The organism is Streptomyces sp. CA-278952 (assembly GCF_028747205.1).
In the GTDB taxonomy this organism is placed as follows: Bacteria; Actinomycetota; Actinomycetes; order Streptomycetales; family Streptomycetaceae; genus Streptomyces.
The window spans coordinates 4,682,474-4,700,822 of record NZ_CP112880.1 but is presented as its reverse complement, the minus strand read 5'-3'; the positions used below and the strand labels follow the sequence as shown (position 1 = coordinate 4,700,822).

The following is an 18,349-nucleotide window of genomic DNA, read 5'->3' as shown; positions in this document are numbered from 1 at the left end:
CACGTGATTCCGAAGATCATCCTTGGCAAGGGTGCTCGCGCCACCCGTCGCCTCATCGGTTACCTGTACGGACCGGGCAGCGCCAACGCGCACGCCGACCCGCACCTGGTCGCGTCCTGGAACGGCTTCGGACCCGACCCCGGTCGCAGCCCCCGCCGCAACCCGAAACAGGTCGAGGACCAGCTCGCCGCGCAGCTCGACCAGCCCGTGAAGATGCTCGGCGACAAGGCCCCGACGACCACGGTGTGGCATTGCCCGGTCCGGGCCGCGCCCGAGGACCCGATCCTGTCCGACGCCGACTGGGCGGACATCGCCCGCCGGATCGTGGCCGCCGCCGGCATCGCCCCCGAAGGTGACGAGGAAGCCTGCCGCTGGGTGGCAGTCCGCCACGCCGACGACCACATCCACATCGCCGCGACCCTCGTACGCCAGGACGGCCGCCGCCCCGGTCGCGACCACGACATCCGTGCCGTCCAGCGCGAGGCCCGCAAGATCGAAGTCGACCTCGGCCTGCGCCGCCTCAACCCGGGCGACGGCACCGCCGCCAAACGCCCCACCAGTAAGGAGCACTTCAAGGCCAAGCGCCAGGGCCAGGACACCACCACGCGCGAGATTCTGCGCATGCGCGTACGGCGAGCGGTGGCCGCCGCTTCCAGCGAGGCCGAGTTCTTCGCCGTGCTGGAGGCGACCGGCGTAGACGTGCGGCCCAAGGTCGGACCGTCCGGCGACATCCTCGGCTACAGCGTCGCCCTGCCTGGCGACCTCAACAAGCACGGCGAACCGGTGTGGTTCTCCGGCTCCACCCTCGCCGGCGATCTCTCCCTGCCCAAGATCCGCCACCGCCTCACCGCCACCAGTCCTGAACCGGTCACCGCCCGGCCGGCCGACCCCTGGCACCAGGCCACTGCCGCCACCGAACGCATCCCCGACCACCTCACCCACGGAGACGACCAGATCGCTCAAGGCCAGCTCGTCGCCCTCGGCGGAGCCCTCGACCTGCTGCCCCTCGCCGCACCAGCCGCCGCGAGGAGCGAGCTCGAACGGGCCGCCGCCCTCTTCGAGCGCGCCACCCGTTCCCACATCACCGCCGACCTCGAGAGCGCCCGCGTCCTGCGCCGCAGCGTCCAGACGATCCTGCGCACCCCTGCCGCGACGCACGACGGGGCCGGGCTGGCGATGTTGCTGGACGCCGCCCTCATCGCCGTGGCCTTCGCCAAGCATTGGCACCGCACCCACCAGCACGCCCAGCAGGAGGCGGCAGCCCAGCAGTCCCTCGTCCACCTCCAGACCGCCTACACCCAGGTCGCCGTTCCCGTCCTGGACGGCCTCGCCCGCCGCACCCCCGGCATCCAGACCAAGCAGCGCTACGCCCGCCACCTCCAGCAGGCCGTCCCCGAGCACGCCGACCGCATCCTGCAAGACTCGGCCTGGGACGCCCTCGCCACCGTCCTCATAGACGCGGAAAAGGCCGGCCACAACCCGGCCACCATCCTTGATCAGGCCCTCGGCCAACGCACCCTCGACGACGCCCGCAGCCCCGCCCGCGCCCTGACCTGGCGCATCCACCGCCTCGGGCAACGCCACACACCCAGCCCCCTCGCCCAGGCAGCCACATCCCGCAGCACCACACGGCTCCCTGCCACCCCGTTCCACACGCCGGCGGCCACACCGACCGCCGTACAGCAGCCGCAGGTGCGGCGGCGTTGACCGACCCTCGTGTTCCCCGAGGGAACAGGGAAAGCGTTCCCTCGGGGAACACCCGATTCGTTCCCTCGGGGAACGGGCGCGTCCCACCGAGACAGACCAGTGATCCTTGTGCGTCTGCACGGCCGACTCCCGTATCGTCGCCAGGGTGACCGACGCGAACGTGGCGGACAGGACGCACCTCCCCACAGACGATCTTGCTGAGCTGGTCCGGGCATACGACATCGGCGAAGTGCTGGACCGACAGCACCTGGCCGATGGCCTCATGAACGTGAACTGGCGGTTGGACACCCGGGCCGGGAGGTTCGCCCTCAAGCGGGTCACGGACGTGCCGCTCGATCGGCTGCGTCGCAACCTCGCAGTCCTTCCTGTCCTGGCTTCGTACGGCGTCCCCGCATGTGCCCCACTCCCCACCGTCCACGGCGATGTGATCGCCGAGGTCCGCGGTGGCGTCTACTGCCTCTTTTCCTGGTCGGCCGGGGAACACGTTCGCGGAACTGACCTGTCGCTGACGCAGACGTCCAACCTCGGCACACACCTCGCGGGACTCCATAAGGCACTCGGCCGTGCTGTCGATGAGGCCGGGATGCCCGCAGTGCCGGCCTCGGTCGCCGCTGAGGTGACCGAGGCCGGCCGAGCCGTCCAGAAGGCTGACCGGCTTGCCGGAGCCGTGTCGGCTCGGGGTGCGGGCGACGCTTTCGACAGGGCCGCGGGGACTGCCCTCGAAGAGCGCAAGATCCTCCTCGACAAGCACGCCCACCTGCGCCCCGAGGGAGACATCCCTGCGGGCCCGCATGGCTGGACGCACGGTGACTTCCAGTACCGGAACCTCCTCTGGGCGGACGGCGGAGTGGTCGCCGTCCTGGACTGGGATCGGCTCGGAGTCCGCCCGTACGCGGAAGAAGTCGTTCGTACGGCGCAGGTGCAGTTCGGGGTGGAGGGCGTGTTCGACCTGGAGCGGGTGGCGGCGTTCGTGGCCGGCTACCGGTCGGTGATCCCGTTGGAACCGGCCGCATTGCTCGACGCCGCGCGACGACTGTGGTGGAAGCGGATGACGGACTTCTGGCAGCTCGAGTTCCACTACGGCCGGGGCGACCACTCCTGCGATGAGCTGTTCATCGCCGACGAGGCGCTTCTTCACTGGTGGACGGAGCGGCTCGACGCGGTGGAGCGGGCATTCACCGGATCTGCCTAGATCCCCAGCTCCCGGAGCTCGGGCAGGCACGGTCGCGTGAACGTGACCGCCTGACGCCGGGCCCTCATGCCCAGCGCCTCGTGGTCCGCCTCCCGGATCGCGCGTGCCCACGTCTCGGGGCCGGCTGTGCTCGGCAGGACGATTCCCGCGTCGCCGATGGCTTCGGGGATGCCGCCCCGGTCGACCCCGATGCTCGGGACGCCGTGGAGCGCGGCCTCGACGATCACGCGGGGGAAGGCATCTTCCACGGTAGACGGGACCAGCAGCAGGAGATGGCTGCGGTACAGAGGCCTCATGTCGTACACGCGGGGCACGTACGTCACGTTCGGGTAAGCGGCGAAGCCGGCGGCCGTGTCCCACCAGCCTTCGACCAAGGTGAAGTGCTGTTCTGGCATGAGACGGATGAGCTGGTGCAGTAGCTCGGATCCCTTGGCGGGGATGGGGTTGACCATGAGTACGGACGCGGTGCGGGCCTCGCCCGAGCCCTCCCCGGGCAGCGCGAACGGCGGGTACATCACGGCGAGGCGGGTGCCAGGCGTGTGGGGTGCGCGTGCCTGGACGAAACCCGACACGGCGAGGCCGTAGTGGGGTCGGCCGACGAGGACCTCCAGGCCAGTGGCGGAAACGGAGTGCAGGAGGCCGGCGACGAGCGCGGTCGGTCTGGCCTGCGCGGCGAGCTGCGCCGAGCCTTCCTGCGAGGTGAACACGACATCGGGGCTGAGGTCTCCCAGCAGGCTGCCCAGCGCGTGCTCCACGTTGTTCTGCATGAACGCCGCGCACTCGACCCCGTTCCACCGGTAGCGCAGGGTGCCGTCCGCCTCGTCGTACGCGACGCAGTGCCTGTCGAGGTGGGCGCACATGTCGGTGAGCTGGGTGACCCCGTCCCAGGGCGCCTCGTGTGAGCCGAGGTAGGTGACGTGCCAGCCGGCGGCGGCGAGTTCCTCCGCGAGGAGCTGCTGGGTGACCTCGGCGCCGCCGATGAGGAACGGGGGCGGGGTGCGACGCCAGGCGAACAGGGCGGTGGGCATCTTCTTTCACCTCGCCAGGAAGGTGACGAGGGCTTCCACGGCCTGGGCCACATCGTCCGGCCCCGCATCGGCGGCCAGGACCGTGAGCTCTCGCGTCACGGGCCGACGGGGTGTGTGGACGAAGTAGTCGCGGGCATGGCGGAGGAAGCCCGGCTCGTGGAGGAAGTATTCGGACTCGGCGGCGGTGTGGCCGGCGGTCTTGCGGCGGAGGTGGAGCGTCTCCGCCGGTACGTCGAGGTAGAGGGTGTGGTCCGGGCGCAGGAACGGGAGCGTCCTGAGCCGGTCGCGGAGCTGGTGGTGGACGCCGTACCCGAACAGGGCGTCCAGGGCGTATGCGTGGGCGAGGAGGGTGTCCACGGACCGGTCGAGGATGACGAACTGCCTGCCGCTCGCGACGGCCTCGGCGACGCGGGTCGCCTCGACCTCCATGAACCTCTCGAAGGCGGCGAGTTGGGCAGCCGCCGAGTCGGTCTGGGCCGGAGGGATGTCGTCGCGGTGGGCGATGTGCCTGACGTAGCAGTCCGAGACGAACGCCCGCGAGCCGAGGGCGGTCTGGCGGAGGTGGCGTATCGCCGTGGACTTGCCTGCGTAGGAGGGACCTTCCAGGGCGATGATCAGCACGTCGGCTCCTCCGTTCGGTAGAAGCGTTCGGCATAGAGGCCGGGCCCGTCGACGAGGTCGGCCGCCGTGGTGAAGGCGTGCCGGATCGGCCGGTACATCTTCCGCGCTGGATGCATCTGCGAGCCGTGCATCCGCAGGACGGTGACCTTGTCCAGAACGGCGTCGGTGATGTCGACCAGCTCGGGCCGCATCGTCGCCCCCGTACGTGTACGGAACAGGTGCTGGTCGCAGCCGACGAGCGCGTACGTCGACCAGAACGCTAGGTCCTCCCAGAACCAGGTGCAGCCGAGGCGAACGGCGGCCTCATGGACGAGGAGGTGGTCGGGGTGGCGGGTGACGGCGGCGGGGGCGAGGAGTTCGGCGCCGGGGTGGGCCGCGGTGATCCGGCGGACTTCCTCGGTGATCTGGTCGAGCACCTGGGGGTTGTAGGGACGGTACGGGGGCTCGGCGTCCTTGTGGCCGAGGAGGTGTCGGCGGGCGACGAACGGCGCGAGCGCGGCGGTACCCTCCCGGTCGCGCAGCTCGGACACGGTGTCGACGTCGGCGTACGTGACCTCCAGGGCGGGGTGCACGCTCCGGGACCGGGTGAAGACGGTGGCCACGGTCAGCGGTCGGGGGCGGGCGAGGAAGGTGCCCGAGGCCGAGAGGGCGAAGTCGTCGTGATGGGGTTCGATGGCGAGGACCGGGCGGCCGACGGGGGTGCGCGCCTCGATGTAGTACGGGACGCGGGCGTGGGGTGCGGTCACCTCTAGGACGCGGTGGTCGTCGTTCCGGTGGCGGGCGGCGAGCTGCTGGGTGTGCGTCTGGTGGGCGCGGTGGAGGTCGTCGGGGAAGGTGTAGATGCCGTGCCCGTCCGGCACTGGCAGGTCGACCAAGGGCTGGGGCTGGGGCTGCACAGGAGTCTCCTTCGTCATCGCACGGTCGTCTCGTACCAGTGGCGCCACATGCGGGGCGACCGGAGGCGCAGGCGGGCGGTCACGGGGTTCTGCCACCAGAGCATCCGCAGGCTCGACCACTGGTCGTAGCGGCGGGTCGACGGGCGCACGCGCAGTTCGTCGAGGATGGTCGCGGGCCGGTCGGTGGCCTGGCCGTGGGCGGTGAGGCGGGCGAAGAACTCCACGTCCTCGCTCATGAACAGGTCGTCCCGGTACCCACCGATGTGGTGGAAGGCGTCGGTGGTGCAGAACTGGTTGACGCCCTGGGCCCCGCCGCGCCGGGTGCGGTAGTGGTCCCAGTAGGCGCACAGCAGGCGGGCGCCGAGCCGTTCCGGGGTGTAGAGCGGCGGGATGGCGCCGCCGACGGCCCCGGCGTCCATGGCGGCAGCAGCAGCGGTGACCGCCTCCAGGGGCAGAGCCACGTCCGCGTCGGTGAAGATGAGCCGGCCACCGCGGGCGGCTGCCGCTCCTGTGTTGCGGACCCGGCCGATGTTGTGGACGGACTCGGTGACGACTCGGACACCGAAGGAGGAGGCCATGTCGGCGGTGGCGTCGGTGCTGGCGTTGTCGACGACGATCACCTCTCCCGTACGGCCGGTGATCTCCTCCCAGCGGGTGAGTGAGGCGAGGACGGAGGGCAGGTAGCGGGGCAGGTAGGCGGCCTCGTTAAAGGCCGGGATCACTACCGACAGGGCGGGGGTGCTCATCAGCGCGTCCTTTCCGGGCGGCGCGTACGGAAGAAGTGCGGGGTCCGTCGGCTGAGGTCGTCCAGGCGGCGGGCCCACAAGGCGCGGTCGTCGCCTGGGGAGGAATGCGCCCAGGAGCGCAGGGTGTGGAGGATGACCCAGGCGCCCAACAGGTGGCGATCGAGGGCAAGGGGGTAGGCGTCGGTGACCGTGCGGGCCCGGAGAGTCGAGAGGGCGCCGGTCATGACGAGGGTCTGGGCGACGTCGGATTCGCGGGGACCGGCCGCGGCGTCGGTGAAGTCGATCAGGTGACGGATGGCTCGGGGGCCGGCGATCACGACGTTGTCGCCGTGGAGGTCGCCGTGGCACCACACGGGCGCTGTGTGGACGGCGTCGGCGATGGCGGCCAGCGCGGGCGCGATGCGGTCGAGGTTGCTGGGCGGGCAGCGGCGGCCCAGTGAGGTGACCTGCTCGTGGAGCGGCCGGCGCGGGGCCGACGGCCGGACGGGGGCCCGGTGCAGGCGGCCGAGCAGGCCGGCCAGGTCTTTCAGAGCTCGCTCGTCGGAGATCCGGCCGGAGCGCATGGCGCAGCCGAGGGTGAGCGGGCCGAGGTCGGCGGTGACGAGGGCGGTCGCCTCGTGGCCTGGAACGTGCCCGTATCCGATGAGGGCCGGTACGGGGACGTGATCGGCCACGGCCCGGATGGCAGCGCTCTCCGTGATCGCGTTGCGGCGTGCGGTCGCCGCGTACAGCTTGATCACGACACCGCGTCCGTCGGCCAGGCCCGCCCGGTACACGACGGTGCGCGTACGTGCGGACAGCCGGCGGGCGGTGCGGGCCGGTACCCCGGTCAGGGCGAGGGCAGCGCGCGAGACAGCGGGCGGTACCCCCGCACTCACCGCCCACCCGCCGGTTCCACGCCGACGGCACCCAGACGCCGGACGTGACGCATGGCCCTTTCCAGGTGCCGCCGGTATTCGACGACTTCCTCCGTGACGGGGCAGTCGGCCTGCCACGGCTTCTCGGGACCGACGAAGTGCACGAGGGCGGCAGCCGGATCGGGCTTCGGCGACCGTGTGACGACCCGGCGCACCCAGTTCCCGCGTTCCAGGAATCGGCCGACCTCGAACCGGTTGAAACCACCGGACACCGGGCGCACTCGGCCGGATCGCAGAAGCCACAGGTTCAGGGCGTCCTGGTCGTTGTGGAGGATGTGGCGCCGGGCGTGGATCAGGGCCTGCTCGACGCCTCGGCGGATGCGGGACATGTGATCGGTGTGGGCCCAGAGCACGCCGGCGTTGAAGTACGGGCGTCCGCGCAGGTGGGGCCAGCGCTCGGCGGCTCCGGGCAGCGCCGGGCACTCGCCGACGGTCGGGTTGAACTCGTCCCGCACGGCGCCCGTCTCGTCCGGCGCGAGGGAGCCGAGCGGCTCGCTCACGTCTCCGCGTACGAGTACGTCGGCGTCCACGTAGATCAGGTAGGGACGGCGGACGAAGCTCGGCGTGAACTCGAACCTCAGATAGGTCGTGACGGTGATGTACGAGGCGTCTGCCATGCGCGAGGAGCGCAGAGGGGCGCATTGACGGAGGTCGAAGGAGCCGACGCCGGCCCGCTTGGCGAGGTCGGCGAGGAGGAGGGCCTGCGACGGGGTCAGGTCGAGGGTGAGCACCCGTACGGCAGCTTCGCGGCGGGCGGCCGGGGTGAGGCTGTCGGCCAGGCCAGCGAGGGCGGCGAGGCCGGGGACGAGGTATTGCTGGTCGATGCAGAGGCCGAACGCGTACACGGGGACTTCGCCTTTCAGGCGTGGTGCACGGGCGTGACGGAAGGGTCGGCAGCCAGCGCGGTCGCTCACGGCGTATCCCTGGCTTCGGAGCGGGCGAGGATTTCGAGGCTGTCGGGGTCGTCGGTCTCCCAGTGGGGGCCACCGCCGGTCGGCGGCCGCAGCACCCACACGGTGCCGCCGGCGCGGACGTCGGTGACGATCGCCCGCCGTCCGCCGCCGTCCCGGACGAGGTCGCCGACCCAGGCGCGCCGGGCGCTCACGAGCCGTCCTCCTCGTACGTGCCTGTCTGCGTGAACCAGCCGGAGGCCGCGTCCGCGATGTCGCGGCGACGACGGGCCTGGCCGGGGGTTCGACGGGTCGGGGTGCCGCTCGACGCGTCCGCGAGGAACCCTCCCCGGTCGCGGAGGAGAACGCCGAGAGCCGCGAACTGGGCGGCGTCGGCGGCGACATGCGTCAGGCCGCTGACGACGACACCTCGGATCATTCCGGCGGACAGGGCGGCCGTGACGGCCTGCCAGCCCGGCCGCTCCATGAGCGGCAGCGACGGGGCGGGGTCGGACCAGACGCCGGCGACGTGCCAGTGCCGGGCCTCGGCGTAGTAGCGGCCACGCTCCTCGCTCTCACCGAGGGCGGTGGAGGTGGTGGCGCAGGAGTAGACGGCGACGGGTACGTGCCCGAGGCCGCCGGGCGGGTTGATCGGCATGCCCACAAGGCTGCTGGGCTGCGGAGTCGGGGCCCAGGCACGGCTCGTCGCAGTGGAGAGACTCCGTATCCGGTCGGACCGCCACGCCGCGTGGCAGCGGAAGCAGGGTCGCCCGAAGGTGTGCCACGCCCCGTAGCAGTCGCGCTGATGGCGCGTCCGTACCTACTACGGGCCGTGGTACTTCGGCTCGTAGGTCAACGCACTCCGAGGGGTACGCCCGCGGAGTTCGCCAGTCCTCGCAGTCGGTTGACGGACACCCCGGCGAGTCGACTGATGATGACGCCGGGAAGCATCTGGTGACGCACCCATCCCGGGGCCATCGCGCAGACGGCCTGGAGGGTGTCGGCTGCGGCCTCCCACCGACGGCATTCGACCTGGGTGAGCGCTACGTCCAGGCCGTAGCGGGCCCGAGTGGCCAGGGGCACCGTGTCGTCCAGGCGAACGGTGTCCATGAGCCGCAGCGCTCCAGCCGTATCGCCGAGGGCTACGGCGATACTCATGGCCTGCGTTGCGGCGTACATCGGTCCGTACGGCTGGGCGTGCGCGCCACGGGCATGCTCGTCCCCGATGCGGGCAGCGACGGCATGCGCCTGCGAGAGGTATTCACGGGCGTTGTCCGAGTTCGCACCGCCCCGGGACGCGGCGACGGCGGCGTTCGTGACGAGCTGCCCGTACACACTCAGCCGGTCCGGGTCGTGCTCGCTCATCTTGGGCTCGATCCGGTCGGCTTGTGCTACGGCAAGGAGGAAGCCCTGCTTGGTCCGGCCGTCGCGGAGGTTGACCCACGCGGTGGTCGCGGCAAGGTGCGCTTCACGGAGATCATCTCCGCCCTGCACGGCGATCTGGCGTCCGTACGTCAGCGCCGCATACGCCAGATCTCGTGATCCGAGCACGTTGGCGGCCATGCCCGCCGTCTGAAAGGTGTCGACCAAGACGCCGGCGGCGGCCTCCCGCTCATCGAGGCCGGCCGTGTCGAACCTGGCCCGCGCCTCGGGAAGGAGCCCCCCAAGGAGAGTACCGAGCTCGGTGTACCGGCCTCCCCAGTACGCGGCGTCCGCACGACGGACGACGGCGCGGAGCTCTTCGACGGTGCCCGGCTCGACCTCGGCGGGGATGCCGATGGCCGCGTCATGAGTGGCTGCGGAGACCAGGCGCAACGCAGCCCGCTCGTCGCGGTCCATGGACCGCCGTGGCGCCTGCTGCCCGAGGAGCACGGCGATGTCCGTACCGAGCGCGTCGGCGATCGACAGCAAGGACGGCAGGGAAGCCGTCCCGCCGCGTTCGAGCTTGCGCACCACGCCGAAGGACACGCCGGCCGCCTCCGCCAACTGCTCCTGTGTCATGCCACCGCGCAGCGCCTTCAAGCGCTCAGAGGTGGTGTACTCCGACCACTGCATGCTCCAGAACCTCCGCGTGATGGACCCCACACGGACAGTACTGGCTGGAGCGGTGGAGCCGACAGCCTTTGATCAGAGCGCACTTGGGTTCACGCGGCGAGCACCGCCGTGACACCAAGGAGGGCCTCCAGCTCTGTCACGGCCTCATCCTCGTCCGTGACGTGGACCGTGGCGATGCCCAGATCGGCGGCCGGCGGAAGGTTCACCGCGTGATCGTCCACGAATACGCACCGCTCGGCAGGCAGTCCGATCCGCTCCAGGGCGAGTTCGTAGATCGCCGGATCGGGCTTCGCCATGCCGACCAGCTCGGAGACGACGTGCACGTCGAACAGGTCCCAGATGCCGACGTGTTCGTACGGGTTGAACGGGTCGAGGCCGAAGCTGTTGGACAGCAGCGCAAGCCGGTGGCCGGAGGCACGCGCGGCACGCGCGAGCGCGACCATCCGACGGGCCACAGGCACCCGGGCCCAGGCCCGCCCCATCAGGTTCACCGGATCCACGTGCGCACCCAACAGCGCGGCCGTGCCCTCGTTCCACTCGGCCTGCCCGATCTCCCCGATCTCCAGAGCCTCGTACAGACGCCGGCCCTCAGGGTGATCGTTGAGAGTGCTGCGCCATGCGCCCGGAGCCAGCCCTTCCGACACGCACCAGGCGCGGTGGATATCGATCGGGCTGGCGGTAAGCACCCCGGCGAAGTCGAGGATCAGGCCGCGCCTGTCGGCGACATCAGTCCTGTGCGGCATCCGGTGATCGTTCCTTCCCTGATGGGTCTCCCGACGACGCTACCGCGCACTGACCACGTGGACAGACGAAGCCTCCCCCGCTGATCAAAGGGGCTGAGCTCGCTTCTGGGCCAAGCCACCAGCGGCCTCGCCCTGATCCCCCGCCTCCTCAAGCACGAAAGAATATTCACGTAAGACTCACGTCTTCTGTGCCCGCAAATGCCTGCCAGCCACCCCGTTCATGACTCCAAAGCAGTACTACGATTACTCCACAAGCGTGGCGATTTTTACTTTCCCCGAGAATCTGCCTTAGCCTCTCGTCCAGCTTGCACACCCGTCCCCTCCGGACGAACGCCACCAAGCCCGAGAAGAGGAAAGCGTTGGAGCTTGCGAAGATCAGACTTTCCGATATTAGAATCACGAAATCCCCTACCGAAAGAATCCGAGACCTTGACGGCCTGGCCTCGTCCATCAGGACTTCCGGCTTGAAGGAGCCCCTACTCGTCGCCGAGAAGGACCACTTCCTATTGAGCGGAAATAGGAGATTCGAGGCGAGCAAGCAGGCCCATATGCACTTCGTGGCCGCCATCTTCGCCAAGGATATCGAAGAAGGCGCCCTGGAGCTGCGGCAGCATATCGAAAATCCAGACCCACTCTACTCACTCCCTATGACCGTAACGGAAAGAGTGACGGCTGCCTTCAACTTGCATCGGCTTCCACCACCCAGTGGCGCCGACGAAGGATTCCGGCGAGAAGTTTCAGCCGCTGCCGCTGTGGGCCTCCCCACCAAGGTGTACAAGGTGCTTCGCTCCACCCTCCGGAAAGCAGAGAGGGAGATGACCACCCCCGACTCTGCAGGAACGGCCGAGAGATCGCTCTCTCTCATGGTGGAAGCAGTCGAAAAACCCGGCCTTGACTACCCCCTGGTGTCCGTGCTCGCGAAATTGCACCAGCTACTCCTGCAGGGAATCTGCCCCGACACGCTGGAATCCTGCTTCCCATACCTAGGCGGTAAGCCGAGGGTGCACGAAGCTGGCTCAACCAGTGCCCGCATTGCCAGTAGCTCCCTCCCCAAGGCTCGCTCCCACCGGAGGGAATACGACTATGTCCGAACCGCCGATGTAGTTATTGGAACGCTAGAAGGGTTGTCTGATGTCGTAACAGACGACCTGGCAACCTCCGAGCATTTCGCATACATGCTCAAGGCGCTTAAGGATGCCCGCCGAATGTCGCACACGTACGTAAAAAAGATGGAGAAGATGCGCAATGAGTAGCCGAACCCAGCATGCTGTCGAAATCGAGTTGCTCGTACCCAGTCAGGTAACGACGGACCGAGCTGTGAACACTCGCCCCGTGGACACGGCCTGGGTGGCGCGTAAGCTCAGGGAAGGCTTCGACTTGGGACGCCTTGGAGTTCCTCAAGTGTCCGCCCGATCAAACGGCACATACATTTGGCTCGACGGGCAGAATCGAGGAGCTCTGTGCGTCGCCGCAGACCACGGAGAAACAAAGATCGGAATGAAGGTATTCCGCGGCCTCACCAAGGAACAGGAAGCAGAGCTTTTCCTCGGCCTCAACGACAATCGGCGCGTACAACCCTTGTATAAGTTCATGGCCGAAGTTACCGCCGGACACGGCGAGTCTCTCGATATCACGCGCACTGCGCGAGACCTCGGTTGGATCGTCTCAGATTCCGGGGCTGGCAACGCAATCATCGCAGTTGCAGCGCTCCGCAAGATCTACGGAAAGTCGACAGAGAAAGGGCAGCTACTGAGGCGGACCTTGCGGGTCGTCACTGACTCCTGGGGACATATCCCCGCCGCAGGGAACAGCTACGTGCTTCTCGGGGTAGCCTCTGTGCTTTACGAGTTCCCTTTCCTCGACTCTGATGCACTGGTGCGCAAGCTTTCCAAGCTTCCCGGTGGCCCTGCAAGTCTCCTTGGTAAAGGACGGGGCTACAAGCAGGTCACCGGAGGCACCGTGGTGGAGGGGATCGCCAGAGTGGTTCGGGATGCATATAATTCAGGGCGGCGTTCTGGTCGGCTAGCCACAGAATCCCGAGAGCCGTTCTGAATGCAGGACCCAATTGCCCAAAGCACCCAATCTCGATCACTCCTGAGTCCTCATCGATTCACTGACGAGGAGTCAGGAACGGTCGAGGTTGGCACCAGTTCAGGATAACGAACCTCAAAGGTGCGACCCCTGGGAACCACGGCGCACTCGCCCGCATAAACACCTACTCTAGTGCTCCATATGCTGACGTCACTCTTCGATTAGTTGCAAGTTGGCTGCCCGGTGGTCACCTGCTGCCGCCAACCCGTCGACGAGGCGTCGCCACCGTGCAATATGGGCCGGCAACATTTCATCGCGTGAGTGAAGTGTCTTGAGCCAGTCGGTGACGTACCAGCACTTGTTGGCGATGGCGCCATAGTTATCGTCGACCAATCGCTCCGCCAAGTCGAGCCCCCTGCCTCGCTGCCACTCCAGCGGAGCGCACTTGCCAAGCTTCGCGAGTGCGTCGAGGGCCTTGGGTTCCTGCCGGGCGATCCCTATCCAACGATCCACGAGGCCAGCGAGGCTGTCGGGGTGTAGCCAGCCTTCTCGGGCGCGATCTAGGGTCGCGTCGATGTCGGTGTCGCTCATGTCGATCTCGGGAGCAGGTAGTAGTGCCCCCAATGCGTAGTCGCCCCAGTGGTGATCGGTGCGTAGTTCAGTGCCGTCGCCGATGGCATCGAGGGCGGTCTCCATGACGACGGACCAAATGTCCAGAAGGGCCGGGCGTAGGTCATCGTCATAGGTGAACAGCACGGTGAGGTCATGGAGGAAATCCTGCAGGGCGCGACCGTTGGCAGCGAAGCGCCGTACATGTGCTTTGAGCGGCTCGGTGTTACCCCTGAGCGCCAGGGCAACGATGACGCGAGCGATCTGCCGGCTGTGCCGGTTCTCGTACCCTTCCCTCGCCCAGTGGTCGGCAACGCGGGCGTGGGCGTCAAGCAGGACTTCAGCAAGTCCGTTCGCCTGATCTGCCACACAACTGTTGCTGAGGGACGCTGAACCGGCAGCAATAAGTGGCGGAATCAGTGACGTCAGATAGAGCCGCTCCGTCTCGACCTCGGGCAACGTCTGCTCGTAAGGACCGTCGAGCCGGGGACGGCCAAGTACACCAGTGGTCGGGTCCCAGTCGCCAAGGCGACAGTCCTGCAGTCCCGCCCGCACGACGTTGAGCACTGCTTGGTGGCGGCACGGGCTCGACTGCTGGTCAGCGTCGCACGGCGCGTCCCAGACAGGTTCGACAGCCAGGGCAAACGTGATGCGCACCTCGTCGAAGTGGTTCGTGGTGCAGCGGTCCAAGGCGCCGATGATTGCCTGACGATCAAGGTCGACGTCGTCAGATGCCACGGCCAAGAGTGCCGGCAGTCCAGTCGCCGCAGATCGATCAGCTCCCACCGAGTAGAAAGAAGAAGAGACGTACTCAGCCCGACTCGGTTCGGCGATCGCCTCGATCAGGACATCCGTCGCCCAACGCAAGTCGTCAACCGGCACCTGGATCCGTCCGCGGGCGTGTGCGACGGCTGCGGCAGCAGCGACGGCAGCAATCGGGTCAAGGCGGTTGAGAGCAGGATTGGGTGGGTCGTCGCCCAGGGATCGCACCAAGACGATGTCAGGCAGAAGAGTGTCAACCGGGCCAACGCGATCGGCGGATCTGGCGTAGGTGTTCTGCAAGCGCAACGCCTGGCCGGCACGATCGAACATCTCAGCTTCGGGCTGCATGCGAGTCGCCAGCGGCTCGGGGTGCTGATACTGCACGATCAAGTTGCCAGACTCATCAGTTTCCGGATGAAAATCCTCCGGCCTGAACGTCGCCGCCCACCCCCGTACTGAGGTGAGCATCCGATCAGCATCCGCACCGCCCTGGGAGTCAGCGACCAGTTCCTCGGCACGACGGATGAGTTCCTCGCCTGTGGCCGCGAGCTCGTTCAGCCGGTTCTGATCACCGGAGAGGGTCGCCCGGATGGTGAGTTCGGCGGCGACGTCACGCAGATTACTTCGACGGCGAGAGCGCCCCACAAGGTCAGGTTCGTCCGGGCCTTGTACGTACAGCACTCCTTCACCAGCGACTCGCGCGAATTCCAGATGCCATACGTCTGGATCCCGCATCCAAGGATCCAGCAGATCACCCGCCTGCTCCAGATGCCGCACAAGGAACCCGACCACGAGGCCAGGCATGGCCAGGTTGTTGCAGTCACGCAACAGCAACTGCATGACCCGAGCCATCGGAATATCAGCGATGGCCACAAGCTGGTCCGCGAGGCGCTCAACCGCGAGCAGCGCACTCATGCACGGGTACGGGCCGACTGACGACCCTCGATACCAGGCCCATACGTGTTCGTCCCCGACGCAGTGCCTGACACCGACCCCCAGCAGATCCAGATCCACGCCGGTCAGCTCATCTTCGGGAATCTGAACGTGGCTATCGCGGTCTCCGACCCGGATGGCCGCCGCGTGGTCGAGCATCCGATTAATCAACGCCAGCGTCGGCACGGTGCGGGCCTTCAGCAGCTGCCAGAAGGGGCCGCGGTACCAACCTGCCATCCGTTCAGTGATGCCTCCACGAGCACGGTGGTGCCGGATGCCATCATCAAACGGGTACGAACGAAACCCGCCGTATTTAGCCGCCTCGGAGTCATATCGTTCGATGTAATAGGACTCAGCAAAGACCAAGAGCAGATCCGGCTGATGCCTAGCCATGCCCGTCACGGGCCAGAAATTTTCCACGACAGGGTCGAGACGTGCACCACCGTCGTCAGCAATTCCCCTGAGGAACGCCTCGGCCCGTCCATCGAGATCTGGGCCAAGCAGTGCCAATGCTTCCACAGCAAATTCGTCCCAATGCTCTGGCTCGGCTGCGAGGATGCGGTCCCTCACCGTCTGCCGAATCGGGATGGATACACCCACCTCAGCTCTCACCAGCCCGCGCAGCCAGGCCAGCACCAGTTCGCGGATGGCGCGACTCATGTCATAGGTAGCCCGGGAGCTGTCATCGGAATCGGCATCGTGTTCGCGGCAGAAGGTCAACTCGACCAGCGGCGCAAGCACCACCGGGTCGCCGACGTCATGGGACGCGTAGCGCTGCATGGCCAACCGAATCGTTGTACGCAATCCGGCTTGCCGGTCCTTCTGCAACTCGGGCCATGCCCGGCCAAGGACCTCGCCGGCTGTACCGAGGGTGAGCACTGCCTCCCACGGCACATCCGACCACCGCTCGCCGTGGTCAACCGCGATCTGATCAAAGACGGCACGCAGGTGTGCAAGTGACCGCCTGACGTCAGCAGTAGTGAGTAGCTGGGCCTGGCATGCGACACGTGCGGCACGTAGCGCCCAGCGCGGCGCATCGGCAGCTGAGAGGAGATCGAAGCCGTCCGTGACGAGCAGCCGCACCATTGCCATGTCTCGCACGAGATCGCTGGCAAATCGATCGGACCGGTTCCAGGCACTGGTCGCGTTCAGCGGCGCCAGCAAACCGTCGGAACGCAGAGAAGGCAACGCGGCTGAATCAGGTGGCGCAGAGTTCTCGTGCGGAAGCAGCTGGCGCCTGGCCAGTGCACGAAGAGATTGATCACGAGCGTCAGGGGAGGGCCCTCCTGCCACCACCATCTCTCCGCGGCGCACCAAGTGCCCCCAGACGGCGGCGAACAGGTCAGCCTCCGACGCCACTCCTTGAGGGGCCGCCACGCTCGGACCTGCACGCAGCAACATGTCAACCAGACCTGGCCTGCCCAGCAACCACTGCGCCCGCTCGTCACTGGCCCACCGCTGCAGTTGCGGAAAGACCTCAACCAACTGCGTGATCTCAACCGAGGTCAGCCGAGGGACCTCATGCTCACGAACGAGGCTCTCGATGACCTCGCCGTGCCGCTCCACACTTTCCGCTGCCTGCATGAGGACATCACGTGCGGCTCCGGAACCATCAGTGCGGGTTACCGCCACCACGCCAAGCCCGGCGGTCATGGCCGCCCGTGCAAGGTCGGAGAGCAACCGGGCACGGCCTTCCAGCACCGACTCCGCGCCATCAACGACCAGCAGGCGCCCCGTACCGACCGCCGAGGCGCCGAGCACCACTGCGAGCCGGGCACCGAGCAGCGTCTCGAATTCCACCAGGGTCGCGGGAATCTCTCGCAGGTTCAGCACTGTGACTGCGACCCCGTCGGCTCGCAGCTGGCTGGCGGTACGCAAGGCCAGAGCCGACTTGCCAGCATCAGGCTCACCGTGAACGATCAGTGCGGTCGCCTGCGATGCGACCGCTCTTGCTTCGGCAGCCAGGGCGCTTCCGGCCTCGACGCGCTCCAACTCAAGGTTCTCGCCAGCGCCGGTCAACCGGAACCGTACGAGATTCTCAGCCGTCTCCGACAAGGCGTCGAGGACACGCCACGCTGCGGGGTAGGACGGGGAGCGGTCAAGAGCCGCGGCCCCGGAAAGCTGCCTTCGCAGCATGCTCTCGGTGACAGTGGCCGCTGCCGGGGCGTACCCCTGAGAGAGCCTGCCCAGCACTTCGAACAGTGCGTCGGCATCCTCTACGGAGGAGTCGGGAACGATACCCCGCAGACGCCCCACGACCGCTGTGCGGTCGGACTCGTCGACTCCCTCCAGCCTCAGCTCCCACAGCCAGAGCACGTGCAGGACTCGCCAGGTCAGCTCCGCGTCAGGTGTCTCGGTACGTACCTTCGGGCTGGCAGCCGCCTTAGCGATCAACGCATCCAGATGAGTCAATCGCGTGCGAACAGCATTGCTCGTACGTCCCGCCTGTTCCACGGCTGCGCGGAACGACTCCTCATCGGGCTGCCCATGAGCGATCACAGCCAGCTCACGCACCTGTTGTACGGCCGGATTGGGACTGGCCACTGCAACTGCCAGGCGCCAGCGTCCCGTACTGGCCTCGTCCCAATGGTCGGTAACAACCCGCAGGTAAGACACAAGTAGATCCGCTGTGGAATCGTCGCTGGTTACGAAGCTCGGGGCCCTACGCACTCCGATCGACAACCGCCGCTGCGCTCCGTCGGCTGTGTTGCCGACGACGATCAGGTCGTCTACGGCACTGAAATGACTGTCCTGAAAGCGCACTTCCACCGGCGTCACTTCGTCGCCCAAAGCCGGTACTGGATCGCCTAGGAGAAGGTGAGCCAGTAGGACAGCACCGAAACGGTGCTCCAAGACCGTGCCACCGCCACCAGTCGAGTACGGGCTGGCCACCTGTTCCGCTCCGTCGCGCCCCACCATCTCTGCATCATATGGCGCACCACTGACATCGCAGACGGGTACGGCGATAGGAGGGAGTCCCGCCTTAGTCGACAGCCACCCCACGGTAGGGGCGCCCTCTCGGGCTGGAGAACGGCTGGTCACACGACCGAATGCGTGCGCGATGCGTGCGCGGACGGAGCGGCATACGGTGTCAGGGAGTACGGGCGGGCGTAAGGCCCGGTGGCGCTGACCTGCACGGACAGCACCACCCGGCATGGATGATCACCCCCGATCACGGATTCGACCCCACTCCTAAAGCGGGTGTCGCAGGTTCGAATC

The 18,349-nt window shown here is 67.5% G+C and carries 15 protein-coding genes; 4 read left to right on the top strand and 11 right to left on the bottom strand.

What is annotated here, in order from left to right; translation table 11 throughout:
• Positions 1-3: 3 nt before the first annotated feature.
• Both N7925_RS21100 and N7925_RS21095 read left to right on the top strand, forming a co-directional pair.
• Entirely contained in the window at positions 4-1,707 is a 1,704-nt protein-coding gene (locus N7925_RS21100; protein WP_274344792.1) for a mobilization protein, read from the top strand.
• A gap of 106 nt (positions 1,708-1,813) precedes the next feature.
• Positions 1,814-2,899, top strand: coding sequence for a phosphotransferase (locus tag N7925_RS21095; RefSeq protein WP_274344791.1), 1,086 nt, complete (start codon positions 1,814-1,816; stop codon positions 2,897-2,899).
• Here the strand turns inward: N7925_RS21095 and N7925_RS21090 are convergent.
• The 10 genes from N7925_RS21090 to N7925_RS21045 all read right to left on the bottom strand — a co-directional run bounded on the left by N7925_RS21090 (position 2,896) and on the right by N7925_RS21045 (position 10,795).
• Positions 2,896-3,927 carry a glycosyltransferase gene (locus N7925_RS21090; RefSeq protein ID WP_274344790.1) on the bottom strand — a complete coding sequence of 344 codons (1,032 nt, stop codon included), beginning with the start codon at positions 3,925-3,927 and terminating at the stop codon, positions 2,896-2,898. The genes N7925_RS21095 and N7925_RS21090 overlap by 4 nt on opposite strands.
• Before the next feature lie 6 nt (positions 3,928-3,933).
• A complete protein-coding gene (locus N7925_RS21085) occupies positions 3,934-4,548 on the bottom strand; it encodes an AAA family ATPase (RefSeq protein ID WP_274344789.1) in 615 nt (204 codons plus the stop codon).
• Positions 4,542-5,462: a PIG-L deacetylase family protein gene (locus N7925_RS21080; protein ID WP_443032222.1), complete on the bottom strand. Its 921-nt coding sequence runs from the start codon at positions 5,460-5,462 to the stop codon at positions 4,542-4,544. The genes N7925_RS21085 and N7925_RS21080 overlap by 7 nt, the downstream gene beginning before the upstream one ends.
• A complete protein-coding gene (locus tag N7925_RS21075; RefSeq protein WP_018961497.1) occupies positions 5,459-6,190 on the bottom strand; it encodes a glycosyltransferase in 732 nt (243 codons plus the stop codon). The genes N7925_RS21080 and N7925_RS21075 overlap by 4 nt, the downstream gene beginning before the upstream one ends.
• Positions 6,190-7,068: a phosphotransferase gene (locus N7925_RS21070; protein WP_274344787.1), complete on the bottom strand. Its 879-nt coding sequence runs from the start codon at positions 7,066-7,068 to the stop codon at positions 6,190-6,192. The genes N7925_RS21075 and N7925_RS21070 overlap by 1 nt, the downstream gene beginning before the upstream one ends.
• A complete protein-coding gene (locus tag N7925_RS21065; RefSeq protein ID WP_274344786.1) occupies positions 7,065-7,952 on the bottom strand; it encodes a glycosyltransferase family 8 protein in 888 nt (295 codons plus the stop codon). Before N7925_RS21065 ends, N7925_RS21070 begins: the two co-directional genes overlap by 4 nt.
• Positions 7,953-8,017: 65 nt before the next feature.
• Complete coding sequence (locus N7925_RS21060; RefSeq protein ID WP_018961500.1) at positions 8,018-8,212, bottom strand: hypothetical protein; 195 nt, start codon at positions 8,210-8,212, stop codon at positions 8,018-8,020.
• Positions 8,209-8,655, bottom strand: coding sequence for a recombinase family protein (locus N7925_RS21055; protein WP_274344785.1), 447 nt, complete (start codon positions 8,653-8,655; stop codon positions 8,209-8,211). Before N7925_RS21055 ends, N7925_RS21060 begins: the two co-directional genes overlap by 4 nt.
• A 194-nt stretch (positions 8,656-8,849) precedes the next feature.
• Positions 8,850-10,052, bottom strand: a complete 1,203-nt coding sequence (locus N7925_RS21050; RefSeq protein WP_274344784.1) for a helix-turn-helix domain-containing protein — start codon at positions 10,050-10,052, stop codon at positions 8,850-8,852.
• Between the two features lie 89 nt (positions 10,053-10,141).
• Positions 10,142-10,795 (bottom strand): HAD family hydrolase, encoded by a 654-nt coding sequence (locus N7925_RS21045; RefSeq protein ID WP_274344783.1) that lies wholly within the window; start codon positions 10,793-10,795, stop codon positions 10,142-10,144.
• Positions 10,796-11,100: 305 nt separating this feature from the next.
• Here N7925_RS21045 and N7925_RS21040 point away from each other — a divergent pair, with 305 nt between their 5' ends.
• Positions 11,101-12,048 carry a ParB N-terminal domain-containing protein gene (locus tag N7925_RS21040; RefSeq protein ID WP_274344782.1) on the top strand — a complete coding sequence of 316 codons (948 nt, stop codon included), beginning with the start codon at positions 11,101-11,103 and terminating at the stop codon, positions 12,046-12,048.
• Between the two features lie 79 nt (positions 12,049-12,127).
• Positions 12,128-12,847 (top strand): DUF6551 family protein, encoded by a 720-nt coding sequence (locus N7925_RS21035; protein WP_274344781.1) that lies wholly within the window; start codon positions 12,128-12,130, stop codon positions 12,845-12,847.
• 189 nt (positions 12,848-13,036) lie between these two features.
• Here N7925_RS21035 and N7925_RS21030 read toward each other — a convergent pair whose 3' ends face one another.
• Positions 13,037-18,049 carry a hypothetical protein gene (locus N7925_RS21030; protein ID WP_274344780.1) on the bottom strand — a complete coding sequence of 1,671 codons (5,013 nt, stop codon included), beginning with the start codon at positions 18,047-18,049 and terminating at the stop codon, positions 13,037-13,039.
• Between the last annotated feature and the right edge of the window lie 300 nt (positions 18,050-18,349).

Bases quoted from the DNA above. Each gene is read 5' to 3' on its own strand.
- N7925_RS21090 (WP_274344790.1), bottom strand. From the start codon at position 3,927: ATGCCCACCGCCCTGTTCGCCTGGCGTCGCACCCCGCCCCCGTTCCTC.
- N7925_RS21080 (WP_443032222.1), bottom strand. From the start codon at position 5,462: ATGACGAAGGAGACTCCTGTGCAGCCCCAGCCCCAGCCCTTGGTCGAC.
- N7925_RS21075 (WP_018961497.1), bottom strand. From the start codon at position 6,190: ATGAGCACCCCCGCCCTGTCGGTAGTGATCCCGGCCTTTAACGAGGCC.
- N7925_RS21055 (WP_274344785.1), bottom strand. From the start codon at position 8,655: ATGCCGATCAACCCGCCCGGCGGCCTCGGGCACGTACCCGTCGCCGTC.
- N7925_RS21050 (WP_274344784.1), bottom strand. From the start codon at position 10,052: ATGCAGTGGTCGGAGTACACCACCTCTGAGCGCTTGAAGGCGCTGCGC.
- N7925_RS21045 (WP_274344783.1), bottom strand. From the start codon at position 10,795: ATGCCGCACAGGACTGATGTCGCCGACAGGCGCGGCCTGATCCTCGAC.
- N7925_RS21030 (WP_274344780.1), bottom strand. From the start codon at position 18,049: ATGGTGGGGCGCGACGGAGCGGAACAGGTGGCCAGCCCGTACTCGACT.